Below are 17,370 nucleotides of genomic sequence, written 5' to 3'. Positions count from 1 at the left end.
CTGTTACAGCAGGAGGACCGACAGCCGTGGCCGTGACCGAACCAGCTCCGGTGGCACTCCCCGCTGTGCACGAGGGCATTCTGAGGCGGCAGGCGCAGCGGGAATCGTCCGCCCGCACCTACGCGCGGTCCCTGCCGATCGTCCCCGTACGCGCGCGGGGCATGACCATCGAGGGCGCGGACGGGCGGCGTTATCTCGACTGCCTGTCGGGGGCGGGCACTCTGGCGCTCGGCCACAACCACCCGGTGGTGCTCGAAGCCGTGCGGAAGGTGCTCGACTCCGGGGCGCCGCTGCATGTCCTCGACCTCGCCACACCCGTCAAGGACGCGTTCACGACCGAGCTCTTCGCCACCCTGCCGCGTGAGCTCGCCGACGACGCCAGGATCCAGTTCTGCGGACCGGCGGGGACGGACGCCGTCGAGGCCGCGTTCAAACTGGTCCGCGCGGCCAGCGGGCGCAGCGAACTCCTCGCCTTCACCGGCGCCTATCACGGCATGACCGCCGGGGCACTGGCCGCATCGGGCGGTGCCCCGGACGTGCGGGTGACGAGGCTGCCCTTCCCGCAGAGCTACCGCTGCCCCTTCGGCGCCGGCGGCGAGCGGGGCGCCGACATCGCCGCGCGCTGGACCGAGCATCTCCTGGACGACCCCAAGGGCGGGGTCCCCGCCCCGGCCGCCATGATCGTGGAGCCCGTCCAGGGCGAGGGCGGGGTGAATCCGGCTCCGGACGGCTGGCTGCGCAGGATGCGGGAGATCACCCGGGAGCGTTCCATCGCGCTGATCGCCGACGAGGTGCAGACCGGGGTCGGCAGGACCGGCACGTTCTGGGCCGTCGAGCACAGCGGTGTCGTGCCCGACGTGATGGTGCTCTCGAAAGCCATCGGTGGCTCGCTGCCCCTCGCGGTGATCGTCTACCGCTCGGGGCTCGACCTCTGGCAACCGGGCGCCCACGCGGGCACCTTCCGGGGGAACCAGCTCGCCATGGCGGCCGGTGCCGCGACCCTCGCGTACGTGCGGGAGAACCAGCTCGCCGAACGCGCGGGGACACTGGGCGCGCGCATGCTCGCCCGTCTCCAGGCGCTGAGCTCGGACCATCCGTCCATCGGCGACGTACGGGGTCGCGGTCTGATGATCGGTATCGAGCTCGTCGACCCCGAATCCGAGCCGCTCACCGTGACCACCGAGAACGGCTCGGCGCCGCCGCCGAATCCCGGCCTCGCCGCGGCAGTTCAGCAGGAATGCCTGCGCCGTGGTCTCATCGTCGAACTCGGCGGACGCCACAATGCCGTGGTCCGGTTGCTCCCTCCCCTCACTCTCACCGACGAGCAGGCGACGGCGGTCGTCGACCGTCTCGCCGACGCGCTGAGAGCGGCGGAGCGGACTCCGCACCACCGGGCCGCTGCCGGGCCGACCCGCTGATCCCGGACCCCTCACAAGGAAGACCGCCGTGAACCCCACCCCCGCGCCCGAGGGCGACGGCCCTGTCACCAGCCAGCAGCGAGGACAGGACCTGCCGGACGGCGCCCTCGCCGTCGAGTCGACGACCGTGCCGCGGCAGAAGGCCGGTCCGCACGGAACCCCGCGTGCCGGACTGGACACCGTCACGGCGCTCCTGCCGGGCCACACCGCGCCGGACCCGCTGGACCATCCCGACCCGCTCCGTGCGGCCGACTCGGCCGGCACCGAGAATCTGCTGCGCTGCTGGGCCAGGGAGCACGACCTGCCCCGGCCGCAGGGGAGCACCCTGCGCGTTCCGCTCCCCGCGAGTGGCACCGCCCTGCTCGTACCGGTCTCCCACTGGTCCGCGACCGGATGGCACCGCTTCGGCACACCGGCCCTGGAGAACGCGCCGGCCGGCGCCCCGGGCGTGGACGCCGTCACCGTGGCCGCCCTCCTCGGCCGCGAGAGCGGGCGCGACGCCGGAACCGACCTGGTCGCCAGGGTGGCCGACTCCGTCCGGCACACGGCGGCCTTCATCGCGGAGCGGCGCCGTACGCCCACCGCGCTGTCCGAGGCCGACCTCTTCCTCACAGCCGAGCAGTCCCTGGTCCTCGGCCACCCCCTGCACCCCACACCCAAGAGCCGTGAGGGACTCACCGAGACCGAATCGCTGCTCTACTCACCCGAGTTGCGCGGCTCCTTCCCCCTCCACTGGATGGCCGTGGACCGTTCGGTGCTGGCCACGGAGTCGTCCTGGACGAAGGCCGGACGCACGGTCCCCGCGGAGGCACTGCTCGCCCCCCACACCGAAGGGCTGAGCCTCCCCGACGGCACCGCCGCCCTCCCGCTCCACCCCTGGCAGGCGGCGGAGGTGCTGCGCCGTCCCGAGGTCGCCGCGATGTGCGAGAAGGGACTTCTCCACGACCTCGGCCCGTACGGCGAGCGCTGGCATCCCACCTCCTCCGTGCGCACCGTCCACAGGCCCGGGTCCGACCTCATGCTGAAGCTCTCCCTGGGCGTACGCATCACCAACTCCCGCCGGGAGAACCTCCGCAAGGAACTCCACCGCGGAGCCGAGGTCCACCGGCTGCTGCGCACCGGGCTCGCCGAGCGGTGGCAGCGGGAACACCCCGGCTTCGACATCGTCCGGGACCCCGCCTGGCTTGCCGTCGACGGCACGGACGGCAGCCCCGTCCCCGGCCTCGACGTGATGCTGCGCCACAACCCCTTCGGCCCGGCGGACGACGCGGTGTGCATCGCCGGGCTCACCGCACCCCGGCCCTGGCCGGGCAGGCCCGGCACGCACTCGCGGCTCGCCGACACGATCTCCTCGCTGGCCGCCCGGACCGGCAGGACGACCGGAGCGGTCTGCGCCGAGTGGTTCCTCCGCTACCTCGACCGAGTGGTCCTGCCCGTGCTCTGGCTCGACGCCCACGCGGGCGTCGCCCTGGAAGCCCATCAGCAGAACACCCTGGTCATCCTCGACCCGGACGGCTGGCCCGTCGGCGGCAGGTACCGCGACAACCAGGGGTACTACTTCCGGGAATCCCACCGCGCCGCACTCGAGCAGCGGCTCCCGGGCATCGGCGCCGTCAGCGACACCTTCGTCTCGGACGCCGTCACCGACGAGCGCTTCGCCTACTACCTGGGCATCAACAACGTCTTCGGGCTCATCGGAGCCTTCGGTTCGCAGCGGCTGGCCGACGAGCGGCTGCTCCTGGCCGCGCTCCGCCGGTTCCTCGAAGGCGCGGTGGCGCTGGGCTCCCCACTGCCCGAGTATCTCCTCGGGACACCTCAACTGCGCTGCAAGGCCAACCTGCTGACGCGGCTGCACGGCCTCGACGAACTGGTCGGACCGGTGGACACCCAGTCCGTGTACGTCACCATCGCCAACCCCCTGCGCAGCTGAGAGACACGGCCGCCCGACCCACGAGAGGAGAGCGTCACGGTGCACCAGGCCGACGCGCACACCGAGGCCGCAGCCGACGCCGTCCCGGCGGACGGCGCGGGCACCGAGGACACCCTGGAGCTGCGGCTCACCGAGGAGCTCCTCGCCGTGCTCGGCCCCGAACGCGCGTCGCCCGGAGCACCGCCCGACGCCTCCGCCCTCGTGGGCAGCCCGGGTGACTGGAGCCCGGTGACGACCCCGGCGGGCGTCTTCCAGCTGGTTCCCGTGGAGCTCGCACGCGATCTCGCGGTGGTCAGCCGCTGGATGAACGACCCGGCCGTCGCGGCCTTCTGGGAGCTCGCCGGCCCCGAGTCGGTCACCGCCGACCACCTCCGCGCCCAGCTCGCAGGGGACGGCCGCAGCGTCCCCTGCCTCGGAGTGCTCGGCGGAAGGCCGATGAGCTACTGGGAGATCTACCGGGCGGACCTGGACCCACTGGCCCGTCATTACCCCGCCCGGCCGCACGACACCGGCATCCACCTCCTCATCGGCGGGGTGACCAACCGGGGGAGAGGCATCGGCTCCGTACTGCTCCGGGCGGTCTCCGGCCTCGTGCTCGACAACCGCCCGCTCTGCGCCCGTGTGGTCGCGGAGCCGGACCTGCGCAACACCCCGTCGGTCTCCGCGTTCCTGAGCGCCGGCTTCCGCTTCTGCGCGGAAGTGGAACTCCCCGACAAGCGAGCCGCCCTGATGATCCGAGACCGAGCCCACCGAGACCACCTGTGAACGATTCGCCGCACCGCACAGCCCGCTCGAACCCCATCGGTCCCACCCGGAGGAGTCCCCGTGCCGACATATCCTGCGAGCCAGCACCAGGCAGCGCCTCGAACGCCGCTCGAGACGCCTGAACTCGACCGGGCCGTCTGGGACCGGGCCGCGGCCAGGCTCCTCGCGAAGATGCTCGGTGAGTTCGCCTACGAGGAGGTCATCGAGCCCGAGCTCCAGTCCCGTACCGAGCCCGGTCCTGAAGTCCTGCCCGGCCCTCCTCCCGGGGCCGCACCCAGGACGGAGAGTCGTGGGGGAACGGCCGGTGCGTACACCCTGCCGCTGGACGACGGCGGCGTCCTGAGCTTCCGCGCCAGGCGCGGTGTCTACGGCAGCTGGCGCGTCGACCCCCTGTCGATCCGCGAGGTCACCGCCGGGACCGGCGGTGACGGCACGCCCTTCGGGGACCCGCTGCGCTTCCTCGCCCGGGGCCGGCGCCTGCTCGGTCTCGACGGTGCCACCCTCGGCCACCTCATCCGCGAGCTCACCGCCACCCTCACCGCCGACGCGCGCCTCGACCACGACGCGCTCAGCGCCGCACAGCTCGCCGAACTCCCGTACGCGGAACTCGAGGGCCACCAGACGGGCCACCCCTGGCTGGTGGCGAACAAGGGACGGCTGGGCTTCTCGGCCGCCGACGCCGCCCGCTACACCCCCGAAGCGCGTACCGCCACCACACTGCCCTGGATCGCCGTCAGCACGCGCATAGCGGGCTACCGCGGCGTGCACAGGCTCTCCGCACCCGGGGACCTCTACGACCGGGAACTGGACCCGCACGTCCGGGCATCCTTCGACACGATCCTGCGTGGCCGGGAACTCGTCCCCGAGGACTACCTGTTCCTCCCCGTGCACCCGTGGCAGTGGGACGAATGGATCGTGCCGCTCTTCGCCCCGGCCATCGCCGCCGGCGACATCGTGCCGCTGCACGCCGACGGCGACCTCCGGCTCCCGCAGCAGTCCATCCGCACCTTCACCAACGTCGGCAGGCCCGACCGGCACACCGTCAAGCTGCCCCTGTCGATCCTCAACACCCTCGTCTGGCGTGGCCTGCCGACCGAACGCACGCTCGCGGCACCGGCCGTCACCGCGTGGGTCCAGGGTCTGTGCGACGGCGATCCGTTCCTCCGCGACACCTGCGGCGTCATCCTGCTCGGCGAGGTCGCGTCCGTGACCGTCGAGCATCCGCTCTACGACCACCTCCCCGAGTCGCCGTACCAGTTCAAGGAGATCCTCGGTGCGATCTGGCGGGAGCCGCTCCAGCCGCGGCTCGCCCCCGGCGAACGCGCCCGCACGCTGGCCTCGCTGCTGCACACCGATCCCGACGGGCGTGCCTTCACCGCCGAGCTCGTCGCACGCTCCGGACTGACCCCGGTCACCTGGCTGACGAGGCTCTTCGCGGCCCTGCTGCCACCGCTGCTGCACTTCCTCTACCGCTACGGCACCGTGTTCTCCCCCCACGGCGAGAACGCCATCGTGGTCTTCGACGAGAACGACGTGCCGGTGCGCCTGGCGATCAAGGACTTCGTGGACGACGTGAACGTCAGCGGCCGGCCGCTGCCCGAGCACGGCACCATGCCGGAGGACGTCCGGGCCGTCCTGCTCACGGAGGACCCCTCCTTCCTCACCCAGTTCATCCACTCCGGTCTCTTCGTGGGGGTCTTCCGCTATCTGTCCCCGCTCTGCGAGGAGCAACTCGACGTCCCGGAGGGTGAATTCTGGTCACTCGTCCGTGCGGAGATCCTCCGGCACCACGGGCGCTTCCCGGAGCTCAAGGAGCGTTTCGAGATCTTCGACATGCTGACTCCGACGATCGAGCGTCTCTGCCTGAACCGCAACCGTCTGCACCTGGACGGTTACCGTGACCGGCCGGAACGCCCGCACGCCGCCGTCCACGGCCTCGTGCCCAATCCGCTGCACCCCTCCGCCTGAGTCCGGAGCGCGTACCGATGTCAGTGGGGCGCCGTAGGGTGGACGGGCTATGACGAAGCCATCTCTCCCCGACCTCCTCCACGCCGCCGTCACCGCTGTCGGCGGTACGGAGCGGCCCGGCCAGGTGTCCATGGCCGAGGCCGTCGCCGAGGCCGTCGACGACAACGCCCACCTGCTCGTGCAGGCCGGTACCGGCACCGGTAAGTCCCTCGGCTACCTGGTGCCGGCGCTGGCCCACGGCGAGCGCGTCGTCGTCGCCACGGCGACGCTCGCCCTCCAGCGCCAGCTGGTGGAGCGGGACCTCCCGCGCACGGTCGACGCGCTGCACCCGCTGCTGCGCCGCCGCCCGCAGTTCGCGATGCTGAAGGGCCGGTCGAACTACCTCTGCCTGCACCGGCTCCACGAGGGCGTGCCGCAGGACGAGGAGGAGGGGCTCTTCGACCAGTTCGAGGCCGCCGCGCCGTCGAGCAAGCTCGGCCAGGACCTGCTGCGTCTGCGCGACTGGTCGGACGACACGGAGACCGGCGACCGGGACGACCTGACCCCGGGCGTCTCGGACCGGGCCTGGGCCCAGGTCTCGGTCTCCTCGCGCGAGTGCATCGGCGCCACCAAGTGTGCGTACGGAGCCGAGTGCTTCGCGGAGACGGCACGGGAGCGGGCCAAGCTCGCGGACGTGGTCGTCACGAACCACGCCCTGCTCGCGATCGACGCGATCGAGGGCGCCCCGGTGCTTCCGAAGCACGAGGTGCTCATCGTCGACGAGGCGCACGAGCTGGTCTCGCGGGTGACCGGTGTGGCCACGGGAGAGCTCACTCCCGGCCAGGTGAACCGCGCGGTGCGCCGGGCGGCCAAGCTGGTCAACGAGAAGGCGGCCGACGCCCTGATGACCGCGTCGGAGGGGTTCGAGCGGGTCATGGAGCTGGCGCTCCCGGGCCGGCTGGAGGAGGTGCCGGAGGATCTCGGCTACGCCCTGATGGCGCTGCGTGACGCCGCGCGCACGGTGATCTCCGCCCTCGGCGGCACCCGGGACAAGTCCGTCCAGGACGAGGACGCGGTGCGCAAGCAGGCCATGGCGTCGGTGGAGTCGATCCACAGCGTGGCCGAGCGCATCACCCAGGGCTCCGAGTACGACGTCGTGTGGTACGAGCGCCACGACCGCTTCGGCGCGTCCGTGCGGGTGGCCCCGCTCTCGGTCTCCGGGCTGCTGCGGGAGAAGCTCTTCGCCGAGCGGTCGGTGGTCCTGACCTCGGCCACCCTGAAGCTCGGCGGCGACTTCAACGGCGTGGGGGCGTCGCTGGGACTCGCGCCCGAGGGCACCGCGGGGGACGACATCCCCCAGTGGAAGGGGCTCGACGTCGGCTCTCCGTTCGACTACCCGAAGCAGGGCATCCTGTACGTCGCACGGCACCTGGCCACGCCCGGCCGTGAGGGGTCCCGCACCGACATGCTCGACGAACTGGCCGAGCTGGTGGAGGCCGCCGGCGGCCGCACCCTCGGGCTGTTCTCCTCGATGAGGGCGGCCCAGGCCGCCGCGGAGGAGCTGCGCGGCCGACAGGACAAGCCGATCCTGCTCCAGGGCGAGGAGACGCTCGGGGAGCTGATCAAGAACTTCGCCGCCGATCCGGAGACCTGCCTGTTCGGGACGCTCTCGCTCTGGCAGGGCGTCGATGTACCGGGTCCGAGCTGCCAGCTCGTGGTCATGGACCGGATTCCGTTCCCGCGGCCGGACGACCCGCTGATGAGCGCGCGCCAGAAAGCGGTCGAGGAGGCGGGTGGCAACGGCTTCATGGCGGTCGCGGCCACCCATGCCGCACTGCTGATGGCGCAGGGCGCCGGTCGCCTCGTCCGCGCCATGGGGGACAAGGGCGTGGTGGCCGTGCTCGACCCCCGTCTCGCCAATGCCCGGTACGGGAGCTATCTCCGGGCCTCGCTGCCCGATTTCTGGTACACCACGGACCGTAATCAGGCGCGCCGCTCGCTTGCGGCCATCGACGCGGCGGCCAAGGCGGCTGAGTGAGGGCGGGACAGGCGACGGGATGAGTGCCGGGGCAGCCGCGTAGCCAGCGCGGTCCAGGCGCAGCGAGCGCGGGCCAGGCGGCGCGGTAATTGCGGTGCGGGCCGCTCCCCGATCCCCGGAGCCGGTGGCACGGTCTCACCTGGTGCGCTCAGGCCGGGGAGGCGGACATGCCAGGGCCCCGGGACCGGCGCAGGGATCCCGGGGCCCAGTCCGGACCGGCGGAGCTCACACCCGCCGCAGCACCGCCACGACCTTGCCCAGGATGGTGGCCTCGTCGCCGGGAATCGGCTGGTACGCGGAGTTGTGCGGCAGCAGCCACACATGGCCGTCCTCGCGCTTGAAGCGCTTCACGGTGGCCTCGCCGTCCAGCATGGCCGCGACGATGTCGCCGTTCTCCGCGACGGGCTGACGACGGACGGTCACCCAGTCGCCGTCCATGATCGCGGCCTCGATCATCGAATCACCGACGACCTTCAGCACGAAGAGCTCGCCGTCACCGACGAGCTGGCGGGGAAGCGGGAAGACGTCCTCGACGGACTCCTCGGCAAGGATGGGCCCACCGGCCGCGATACGGCCGACCAACGGCACGTACGACGCGGCCGGCTTCCCCGTGGTGTCGGTCGGCTGGGTGCTCGGCTGGTCCGAGCCCCGGACCTCGTACGCGCGGGGGCGGTGCGGGTCACGGCGCAGGAAGCCCTTGCGCTCCAGAGCCATCAGCTGGTGTGCGACGGACGAGGTGCTGGACAGTCCCACCGCCTGGCCGATCTCGCGCATCGACGGGGGATAGCCACGCCTCTGCACGGAATCCCGGATCACCTCGATCACGCGCCGCTGCCTGTCGGTGAGCCCCGAGCTGTCCGCCCGGATTCCTGGAGGGCGGCCGGGCAGGGAGCGCGCGGGTCGCGCGGACTCTGGGCCCTCCGCGTTCATGACTGACTCATTCATGGCATGCACCGGCTCAAGTCGGCTCTGGGGGCGGTGGTCCTGGGCGGTGATGGTGGCACTGTCTGCGGTGGTGGTCACGTCGGCGGCCCCTCTCGAATGGTCTCCCTAGTTAGGCAACGGTAGTAGCTTTCGAAAGGTTGCGCCAAACACACGTTCGAGTGAAAAACAAATAAAGGGCTGCCGCGCGCCTGCTGCGGGGTGTATGAGCTGCTGCGGCCGACTGGCGGGCCCGCTTCGGCTCGGGGGTCCACGCTAGCGTTCCCCTGGCCTGTTCCCGTGCGCGGGGGGTGTGTCCCGAGGGCGTGGCGGAGTGCCGTCCGGGGCGTCGTGGCGGTCTGTGGGCGGGGGGTCCGTGGACTCGGCGCCCGCGCGTTTCCCGTACCCTCGTGCCGGGCCGTAGGCTGCCTCCCGACCCCGCGAAGAGCGCGACACGCGCGGGGGTGTTAGGTGGGGGCAAACCCTAGATGTAGTGGTTGGATCGTCACGGCCACCCACAAGTAGTGGTCCCCGGTCCATCAAGGTCGAGTTCATCGCCTATGCTTGTGGCTGTCCTCGAGGGCCTGTTCCGGGCCCCGGAGGGCTATTCGGACGTGCCGTGAAGGAGGGTTGGAGACATGCACTGCCCCTTCTGCAGGCACCCCGACAGCCGGGTCGTCGACAGTCGCACCACGGACGACGGGACGTCGATCCGGCGACGCCGCCAGTGCCCCGACTGCTCCCGTCGCTTCACGACGGTGGAGACCTGCTCGCTGATGGTGGTCAAGCGCAGCGGCGTGACCGAGCCCTTCAGCCGTACCAAGGTCATCTCGGGCGTCCGCAAGGCGTGCCAGGGCCGCCCGGTCACGGAGGACGCGCTCGCGAAGCTCGGCCAGCGGGTCGAGGAGGCGGTGCGTGCGACGGGCAGCGCCGAGCTGACGACGCACGATGTGGGCCTGGCCATACTCGGCCCCCTGCAGGAGCTCGACCTCGTCGCGTACCTGCGCTTCGCATCCGTGTACCGGGCGTTCAACTCGCTCGAAGACTTCGAGACAGCTATCGCGGAGCTGCGCGAACAGCGGCCCCGCGCCGAGCAATGCGGGAACGGCGAGCCCTTGGAGGCTCCCGCTCCCGCCGCTGTCGCCGCTGATTGATCACCGGGCCGGCCGGCAGGGTGGGAGAGCCGGCGGCGAGCGGCACCAGACCTGCTCCCGGGCGCTGTGCGTGGCGTCCGGAGCATAAGAAACAGACTGTGCCCTGGGAAGAACTGGGCACTTCAGGGCGTTTTTGCCCACATATGGGAGGCGGCATGACAGAGACGGCGAGCGGCCCGGCACGAGGTTCCCGTACCAAGGGAGCCAAGTCGACTGCGACCAAGCAGGGCCTGCGCATCGAGCGCATCCACACGACCCCTGGCGTGCACCCGTACGACGAGGTCGCGTGGGAGCGCCGTGACGTCGTCATGACCAACTGGCGCGACGGCTCGATCAACTTCGAGCAGCGTGGCGTCGAGTTCCCCGACTTCTGGTCGGTGAACGCGGTCAACATCGTCACCAGCAAGTACTTCCGGGGTGCTGTCGGCACGCCGCAGCGCGAGACCGGGCTGCGGCAGCTGATCGACCGGATCGTGAAGACGTACCGGAAGGCCGGCGAGGACTACAACTACTTCGCTTCCCCCGCCGACGCCGAGATCTTCGAGCACGAGCTGGCCTACGCCCTCCTGCACCAGATCTTCAGCTTCAACTCGCCGGTCTGGTTCAACGTCGGCACGCCCCAGCCGCAGCAGGTCTCGGCCTGCTTCATCCTGGCCGTCGACGACTCCATGGAGTCCATCCTCGACTGGTACAAGGAAGAGGGGATGATCTTCAAGGGCGGCTCCGGTGCCGGCCTGAACCTCTCCCGCATCCGCTCGTCCAAGGAACTGCTCTCCTCCGGCGGCAACGCCTCCGGCCCGGTCTCCTTCATGCGGGGCGCCGACGCGTCCGCAGGAACGATCAAGTCCGGTGGCGCCACCCGCCGCGCGGCCAAGATGGTCATCCTCGACGTCGACCACCCCGACATCGAGAACTTCATCGAGACCAAGGTGAAGGAGGAGGAGAAGATCCGCGCCCTGCGTGACGCGGGCTTCGACATGGACCTGGGCGGCGACGACATCACGTCCGTCCAGTACCAGAACGCCAACAACTCGGTCCGCGTGAACGACGAGTTCATGAAGGCCGTCGAGTCCGGCGGAAAGTTCGGGCTGCGCGCCCGGATGACCGGTGACGTCATCGAAGAGGTCGAGGCCAAGTCCCTCTTCCGCAAGATGGCGGAGGCCGCCTGGGCGTGTGCCGACCCGGGCATCCAGTACGACGACACGATCAACCACTGGCACACCTGCCCGGAGTCCGGCCGGATCAACGGCTCGAACCCCTGCAGCGAGTACATGCACCTGGACAACACCTCGTGCAACCTGGCCTCGCTGAACCTGATGAAGTTCCTGAAGGACGACGGCGAGGGCCACCAGTCCTTCGAGGTCGAGCGCTTCGCCAAGGTCGTCGAGCTGGTCATCACCGCGATGGACATCTCGATCTGCTTCGCGGACTTCCCGACCCAGAAGATCGGCGAGAACACCCGCGCCTACCGTCAGCTGGGCATCGGTTACGCCAACCTCGGCGCCCTCCTGATGGCGACCGGCCACGCGTACGACAGCGACGGCGGCCGCGCGCTCGCCGGAGCCATCACCTCGCTGATGACCGGCACGTCCTACCGCCGCTCCGCCGAGCTGGCCGCGGTCGTCGGCGCGTACGACGGCTACGCCCGCAACGCAGAGCCGCACCAGCGCGTCATGAAGCAGCACTCCGACGCGAACGCCGTGGCCGTCCACGTGGACGACCTGGATTCGCCGATCTGGGCCGCCGCCACGGAGGCCTGGCAGGACGTGATCCGCCTCGGCGCGAAGAACGGCTTCCGTAACGCGCAGGCGTCGGTCATCGCCCCGACCGGCACCATCGGTCTCGCGATGTCCTGCGACACCACCGGCCTCGAGCCGGACCTCGCGCTGGTCAAGTTCAAGAAGCTCGTCGGCGGCGGCTCGATGCAGATCGTCAACGGCACGGTTCCGCAGGCGCTGCGCCGCCTCGGCTACCAGCCGGAGCAGATCGAGGCGATCGTCGCCCACATCGCCGACCACGGCAATGTGATCGACGCCCCCGGCCTGAAGACCGAGCACTACGAGGTCTTCGACTGCGCGATGGGCGAGCGTTCGATCTCGGCCATGGGTCACGTGCGGATGATGGCGGCGATCCAGCCGTGGATCTCGGGCGCCCTCTCCAAGACGGTCAACCTGCCGGAGACGGCGACCGTCGAGGACGTCGAGGAGGTCTACTTCGAGGCCTGGAAGATGGGCGTCAAGGCGCTCGCCATCTACCGCGACAACTGCAAGGTCGGCCAGCCCCTCTCCGCCAAGACCAAGGAGAAGGAGAAGGAGGCGGTCACCGCCAAGGCCGAGGACACCATCCGTACGGCCGTCGAGAAGGTCGTCGAGTACCGCCCGGTCCGCAAGCGCCTGCCCAAGGGCCGTCCCGGCATCACCACCTCCTTCACGGTGGGCGGGGCCGAGGGTTACATGACCGCCAACTCGTACCCGGACGACGGTCTCGGCGAGGTCTTCCTGAAGATGTCCAAGCAGGGCTCCACCCTCGCGGGCATGATGGACGCCTTCTCGATCGCCGTCTCGGTCGGTCTGCAGTACGGCGTGCCGCTGGAGACCTACGTCTCCAAGTTCACCAACATGCGCTTCGAGCCGGCCGGTATGACGGACGACCCGGACGTGCGGATGGCGCAGTCGATCGTCGACTACATCTTCCGCCGCCTGGCGCTCGACTTCCTGCCCTTCGAGACGCGTTCGGCGCTCGGCATCCACTCGGCCGAGGAGCGTCAGCGCCACCTCGACACCGGTTCGTACGAGCCGGCGTTCGGCGAGGACGACCTCGACACGGAGAGCCTGGCGCAGTCCGCGCCCGTGCACGTCGAGCCGCTGAAGGCGGTCGCCTCGCCCGAGGAGACCGCTGCCGAGAAGCCGGCCCCCAGGGCCGCGCACACCTCGGCCGAGCTGGTCGAGATGCAGCTCGGCATCAGCGCGGACGCCCCGCTCTGCTTCTCGTGCGGTACGAAGATGCAGCGCGCCGGATCCTGCTACATCTGCGAGGGCTGCGGCTCGACCAGCGGTTGCAGCTGACACCGGGCGGATCACGTCCGGTGCGGGTGTGAGCACCTGCCACCGACGCGCTGATCCGCACACGGAGAGGGTGCCGGCCACGGGCCGGTGCCCTCTCCTGCGTCCCGGGCCTCGGAGTTCCAGGCGCCGCGTGACGGCTTCGACCGGCCCCCTCCCCGGAGAGTGCTCCCCGGGGAGGGGAGCGTCGGCGAGCGACCGGGACGTTGCGCGAGCGCCGGACACGCCCGCGCGCGACGGGGGGATCGTGCGCGAAGAATTGGCGCGCCACGGGGCCGGGACAGGCCGGATCATCGGCTGGTGACTGACGAGAAGAGTTGTCTCACCCTCCGTGTCGTCGTCCCCCAGCGGTCCCAGACGGGGGAGCCCGTGCAGGTCAGGCCGCTGGTCGACGGTCTGGACATCCTGGACGACGCGTTCACCGGGGGCCGCGCGAGGACCCCGCGTACCTCCTGTCGCCGGACAGCCCCCTGGTCGCCGGCGCCGATCCGCGTGAGGTGCGGCTGGCGCAGGCGAAGAGACTTGCCGAACAGGTCCTGGCGGGCGATCCCCGCAGGGTGGCCGAGGTCTGCGGCGGATCACCGGACTTCCCCCGCAGCTCGGTCAGGCCGCGGGCCACGAGGGCGCGAACGCCGGCCCGCGACGACCGCGCGGACGCGGACGGGGCGGCCTCGCCCCGTCGGCTCGCCACCCGGCGGGCGTACTGGTGCCCGGGCGCACCGGAACGGGGAGCCGCCCGGCGTCACGCGCCTCGTCGCCCGCCGCGTGTCAGTCGGCGCTGCTGCCCATCGTGGCGGCGAACGAACCTGGGTCGCCGTCGAAACCGCGCACGGCCGCGCGGAAGCCCCAGGAGCCCGAGGCATCTCGTACGAACTCGGCGACCACCGCGGCGGTGGCGGTGGCCACGGCGGAGAAGTCGTCCTCCGCCAGGCTGGTGTAGCCCTCCCGGATCTGTACGGCGGTGTGCTCTATCTGACCGAAGGTCTTGTGACCGTCCCGCTGCTGGATGGCGACGCCGACGACGACCCTGGCGTACGCGTCCGACAGCCGGTCGAGTTCGAGCGTCATGACCTCGTCGAAGCCGTAACCCTGCCCCGTCCGGCTGTCCCGGTTCAGCGTGATCGTCCCGTCCGGGGACCTGCTGTCGAAGTGGACGAGGTAGGCAGGGCTGCCGTACGGCGCGTCCGCCCTGTAGGTGGCCGCGATGATGTCGAGGTCGTTGGCGGGCTCACCGGCAGGGCTCGGATCCCACTTGACCCGCACTTCCACCTTCTCGATGTCCTTGTTGGGAGTGCTCACCGGACGTGCCTCCTCGCTGCCGGGCCGACTGGCCGCTTCCACCCTCAGATCATGTCCGTAACTGTCGGTGATTCCAACCGCGTTGGTGTCCGCCGTCGTTTTCGGGCCACGGCATGGCCGGGGTTGAGCGGTCATCCGCTGCCGACCGCCCTGAGCGTGACCCGCGCCACGCCGGGCGCCGTACGATGGCGCAGTGCTGGTCAAGTGGATTCGCTGCACCGTGGTGGACCGCCGCGGTTTCGAGCGGGGGCAGCGGAAGTGGGCGGGGCTGCTCGACGAGCCCGGATTCCGGGGGCAGGGCGGCGGATGGAGCCGAGGGCAGCCCGATGTGGCCCACGTGTTCGCCTTCTGGGAGAACCGGGTGTTCTACGACTCCTTCATGGCCAGTGGACACGACCGGCTGGCCGCCGGGCAGTCCGGCTTGTGCAAGGACATGCGGGTCAAGCTCTTCGAATACCGCTTCGACGTGAAGACGGGATTCGAGCCCCACTTCACCGACGCGGACGTGGTGAGAGTGGCGCACAGCCGCGTGTACGAGGATCGCGTGGACCACTTCGCCCTCATGCAGCAGAGGGTGTGGAACCCGGCCATGGCCGGCTCCCCGGGAATGCTGCGCGGAGTGTTCGGGGAGGCGCCGGGGCACGAGTTCCTGGTGCTGTCGATGTGGCAGTCGAGCGCGGAGCGGGGCAAGTACCGGCCCGAGAGTATCGCCCGGCTCTCGGCGCGCGCGGAGACCGAGAGGGACGTCGAGACACTCACGGGCGACGTGGTCCAGCTGGAACCGTCGTGGACCGTCTGACACACGCCCCTGCCACCGTCCCCGCGGGGGCGCCTGCCCGCCGCCCGCGGACCGCAGTTCTCTCGGTCACATGCACCCGATGGAGTCCGCACAATTGCTCGATCCGGCCGTACGCCATCTAGGGTCGGTACATGGCACGACCGCAACGCATCGTTCTCGTCCGGCACGGTGAGTCCGAGGGAAATGTCGACGACACGGTCTACGAACGCGAGCCCGACCACGCGCTGAGGCTCACGGCGAAGGGCTTGCGCCAGGCAGAGGAGACGGGCGCCCTGCTGCGCGAGCAGTTCGGGGACGAACGGGTCAGCGTGTACATCTCGCCCTACCGGCGGACCCACGAGACGTTCAGGGCCTTCGGCCTCGATCTTGCGCGCGTCCGGGTCAGGGAGGAGCCCCGGCTGCGGGAGCAGGACTGGGGCAACTGGCAGGACCGGGACGACGTCAGACTGCAGAAGGCCTATCGGGACGCCTACGGCCACTTCTTCTACCGCTTCGCCCAGGGTGAGTCGGGGGCGGACGTGTACGACAGGGTCGACGCGTTCCTGGAGAGCCTCCACCGCAGCTTCGAGGCCGCCGACCATCCGGAGAACGTCCTGCTGGTCACCCACGGCCTCACGATGAGGCTCTTCTGCATGCGGTGGTTCCACTGGTCGGTGGCGGAGTTCGAATCGCTCTCCAACCCTGGAAACGGCGAATCCAGGACCCTGCTGCTCGGCGGGAACGGCCGCTACACACTCGACCGGCCCTTCGAGCGGTGGCGGACCCCTGAGCCGTACGGCATCACCGGATAGAGTGGCAGGGCCATGACCGCTGACTCCGCTTCCGACCGGCGCTTCGAACGCGCTCTGGCCAGCCTGCGTGGACTGTCCGTGGGCGATGCCCTGGGCTCCCAGTTCTTCGTACCGGCCAATTACCCGCTGCTCAAGGACCGGGCTCTGCCGCCCGGCGCCTGGCAGTGGACCGACGACACCGAGATGGCCTGCTCCGTGCTCGCCGTGCTGGCCACGCACGAGCGCGTCGACCAGGACGCCCTCGCGCAGTCCTTCGCCCACCACCACGACTTCGACCGCGGCTACGGGCCCGCCGTGAACCGGCTGCTCAGGCTGGTGAGGGAGGGCGGCGACTGGCGTGAGCTGGCGTCCGCGCTCTTCCAGGGCCAGGGCTCCTGGGGAAACGGCTCGGCGATGCGCATCGCACCGCTGGGCGCCTGGTACGCCCACGACCCGGAGCAGGCCACGCATCAGGCCGAGATCTCCTCCTACACCACCCACCAGCACCGCGAAGCGGTCGTCGGGGCCATGGCCGTCGCGGCAGCCGCGGCCCTCGTCGCCGCGCCCGAAGGACCGCCCACGCCGGAGGACCTGCTCGACGGCGTCGTCGCGCTCGTCCCGCGCAGCGCGGTCGGGGCCGGCCTGCGCCGTGCGCGCGACATGCTGGACTACCGGGACGCGGGGACGGTTGCCGCGGTGCTCGGCAACGGCCGTCGTACGAGCGCGCACGACACCGTGCCGTTCGCCCTCTGGTCGGCCGCCCGGAGTCTCGGCGACTTCGAGGAGGCCTTCTGGGTGACGGCGCAGGCGGGCGGTGACGTGGACACCACCTGCGCGATCGTCGGCGGCATCGTTGCCTCCGGTCCGGGTGGCGCCCCTCCTGCGGACTGGTTGGGACGCACGGAGGGACTGCCCGGCTGGGTCCCGCTCGCTCGGGCGAGTCGCTGACGTACGACGGGCGGCGCCGCCCCAGGAGCGACCGGCGGCCGATCGGCTGGCACCGGTCGTTCGGCGGGCCGGTTCTTCCTGACGCACCCGGTCGTTCGACGGGCGCCGGTTCTTCCTGAGGCGCGGGTCGTTCGATGGGCGCCTGTCGTGGCGGCGCGGAGGTGCCGGGCCTTCTCGGTGCGGAGGCTGTGCAACGGGTGCGGCCTCGATCTTGGCTCGGACCGGCGTCGGTGACGTTGCTGCTGATGGGGCGGTGCTGGGCAGGGCCTGGCTGTAGTGCTTTCCGGCCCTGGGGAGGGCCTCCGCTCCGCCGACGGGC

Annotated in this window: 12 protein-coding genes; 10 read left to right on the top strand and 2 right to left on the bottom strand. The window is 70.9% G+C overall.

Features of this window, described 5'->3' with window-relative positions; genetic code table 11:
* The first annotated feature begins 26 nt into the window (after window positions 1-26).
* Genes ACFYQ6_RS16000 through ACFYQ6_RS15980 form a run of 5 tightly spaced genes read left to right on the top strand, consistent with a single transcriptional unit; the run spans window position 27 to window position 8,098 of the window.
* Complete coding sequence (locus ACFYQ6_RS16000; protein WP_361585089.1) at window positions 27-1,418, top strand: diaminobutyrate--2-oxoglutarate transaminase family protein; 1,392 nt, start codon at window positions 27-29, stop codon at window positions 1,416-1,418.
* Between the two features lie 28 nt (window positions 1,419-1,446).
* A complete protein-coding gene (locus ACFYQ6_RS15995) occupies window positions 1,447-3,348 on the top strand; it encodes an IucA/IucC family protein (protein ID WP_361585092.1) in 1,902 nt (633 codons plus the stop codon).
* 39 nt (window positions 3,349-3,387) lie between these two features.
* Window positions 3,388-4,113: a GNAT family N-acetyltransferase gene (locus ACFYQ6_RS15990; RefSeq protein WP_388763395.1), complete on the top strand. Its 726-nt coding sequence runs from the start codon at window positions 3,388-3,390 to the stop codon at window positions 4,111-4,113.
* A 60-nt stretch (window positions 4,114-4,173) separates the two neighbouring features.
* Window positions 4,174-6,081: an IucA/IucC family protein gene (locus ACFYQ6_RS15985; protein ID WP_388763392.1), complete on the top strand. Its 1,908-nt coding sequence runs from the start codon at window positions 4,174-4,176 to the stop codon at window positions 6,079-6,081.
* Between the two features lie 49 nt (window positions 6,082-6,130).
* Window positions 6,131-8,098, top strand: a complete 1,968-nt coding sequence (locus ACFYQ6_RS15980) for an ATP-dependent DNA helicase (protein WP_361585100.1) — start codon at window positions 6,131-6,133, stop codon at window positions 8,096-8,098.
* A 225-nt stretch (window positions 8,099-8,323) separates the two neighbouring features.
* Here the strand turns inward: ACFYQ6_RS15980 and lexA are convergent, their stop codons facing one another.
* On the bottom strand, window positions 8,324-9,121 hold the full coding sequence (gene lexA / locus ACFYQ6_RS15975) for a transcriptional repressor LexA (RefSeq protein ID WP_356743058.1): 798 nt from the start codon (window positions 9,119-9,121) through the stop codon (window positions 8,324-8,326).
* A 536-nt stretch (window positions 9,122-9,657) separates the two neighbouring features.
* Here lexA and nrdR point away from each other — a divergent pair.
* Together nrdR and ACFYQ6_RS15965 are read left to right on the top strand one after the other, a co-directional pair.
* The gene (nrdR, locus tag ACFYQ6_RS15970; protein ID WP_361585104.1) at window positions 9,658-10,173 is read left to right on the top strand and encodes a transcriptional regulator NrdR; all 516 of its coding nucleotides are present in this window, start codon (window positions 9,658-9,660) and stop codon (window positions 10,171-10,173) included.
* 155 nt (window positions 10,174-10,328) lie between these two features.
* Window positions 10,329-13,238: a vitamin B12-dependent ribonucleotide reductase gene (locus ACFYQ6_RS15965; RefSeq protein ID WP_361585107.1), complete on the top strand. Its 2,910-nt coding sequence runs from the start codon at window positions 10,329-10,331 to the stop codon at window positions 13,236-13,238.
* A gap of 765 nt (window positions 13,239-14,003) precedes the next feature.
* Here the strand turns inward: ACFYQ6_RS15965 and ACFYQ6_RS15960 are convergent.
* The gene (locus tag ACFYQ6_RS15960) at window positions 14,004-14,534 is read right to left on the bottom strand and encodes a TerD family protein (RefSeq protein WP_388763389.1); all 531 of its coding nucleotides are present in this window, start codon (window positions 14,532-14,534) and stop codon (window positions 14,004-14,006) included.
* Between the two features lie 193 nt (window positions 14,535-14,727).
* Here ACFYQ6_RS15960 and ACFYQ6_RS15955 point away from each other — a divergent pair, with 193 nt between their 5' ends.
* From ACFYQ6_RS15955 to ACFYQ6_RS15945, 3 genes are all read left to right on the top strand, one after another.
* A complete protein-coding gene (locus tag ACFYQ6_RS15955; protein WP_361585113.1) occupies window positions 14,728-15,333 on the top strand; it encodes a YdbC family protein in 606 nt (201 codons plus the stop codon).
* Between the two features lie 131 nt (window positions 15,334-15,464).
* The gene (locus ACFYQ6_RS15950; protein ID WP_361585116.1) at window positions 15,465-16,124 is read left to right on the top strand and encodes a histidine phosphatase family protein; all 660 of its coding nucleotides are present in this window, start codon (window positions 15,465-15,467) and stop codon (window positions 16,122-16,124) included.
* 12 nt (window positions 16,125-16,136) lie between these two features.
* Window positions 16,137-17,051: an ADP-ribosylglycohydrolase family protein gene (locus tag ACFYQ6_RS15945; RefSeq protein WP_361585119.1), complete on the top strand. Its 915-nt coding sequence runs from the start codon at window positions 16,137-16,139 to the stop codon at window positions 17,049-17,051.
* Window positions 17,052-17,370 lie beyond the last annotated feature (319 nt).

Source organism: Streptomyces sp. NPDC005494 (assembly GCF_042872025.1).
Taxonomy (GTDB): Bacteria; Actinomycetota; Actinomycetes; order Streptomycetales; family Streptomycetaceae; genus Streptomyces.
The sequence above is the reverse complement of the archived record's forward strand: the minus strand, read 5'-3'. Positions and strand labels throughout refer to the sequence as shown.

What these genes read in the sequence shown, in the direction of transcription:
- ACFYQ6_RS15980 (WP_361585100.1), top strand. Translation starts at nt 6,131, where the DNA reads ATGACGAAGCCATCTCTCCCCGACCTCCTCCACGCCGCCGTCACCGCT.
- ACFYQ6_RS15945 (WP_361585119.1), top strand. Translation starts at nt 16,137, where the DNA reads ATGACCGCTGACTCCGCTTCCGACCGGCGCTTCGAACGCGCTCTGGCC.
- ACFYQ6_RS15965 (WP_361585107.1), top strand. Translation starts at nt 10,329, where the DNA reads ATGACAGAGACGGCGAGCGGCCCGGCACGAGGTTCCCGTACCAAGGGA.
- nrdR (WP_361585104.1), top strand. Translation starts at nt 9,658, where the DNA reads ATGCACTGCCCCTTCTGCAGGCACCCCGACAGCCGGGTCGTCGACAGT.
- ACFYQ6_RS15950 (WP_361585116.1), top strand. Translation starts at nt 15,465, where the DNA reads ATGGCACGACCGCAACGCATCGTTCTCGTCCGGCACGGTGAGTCCGAG.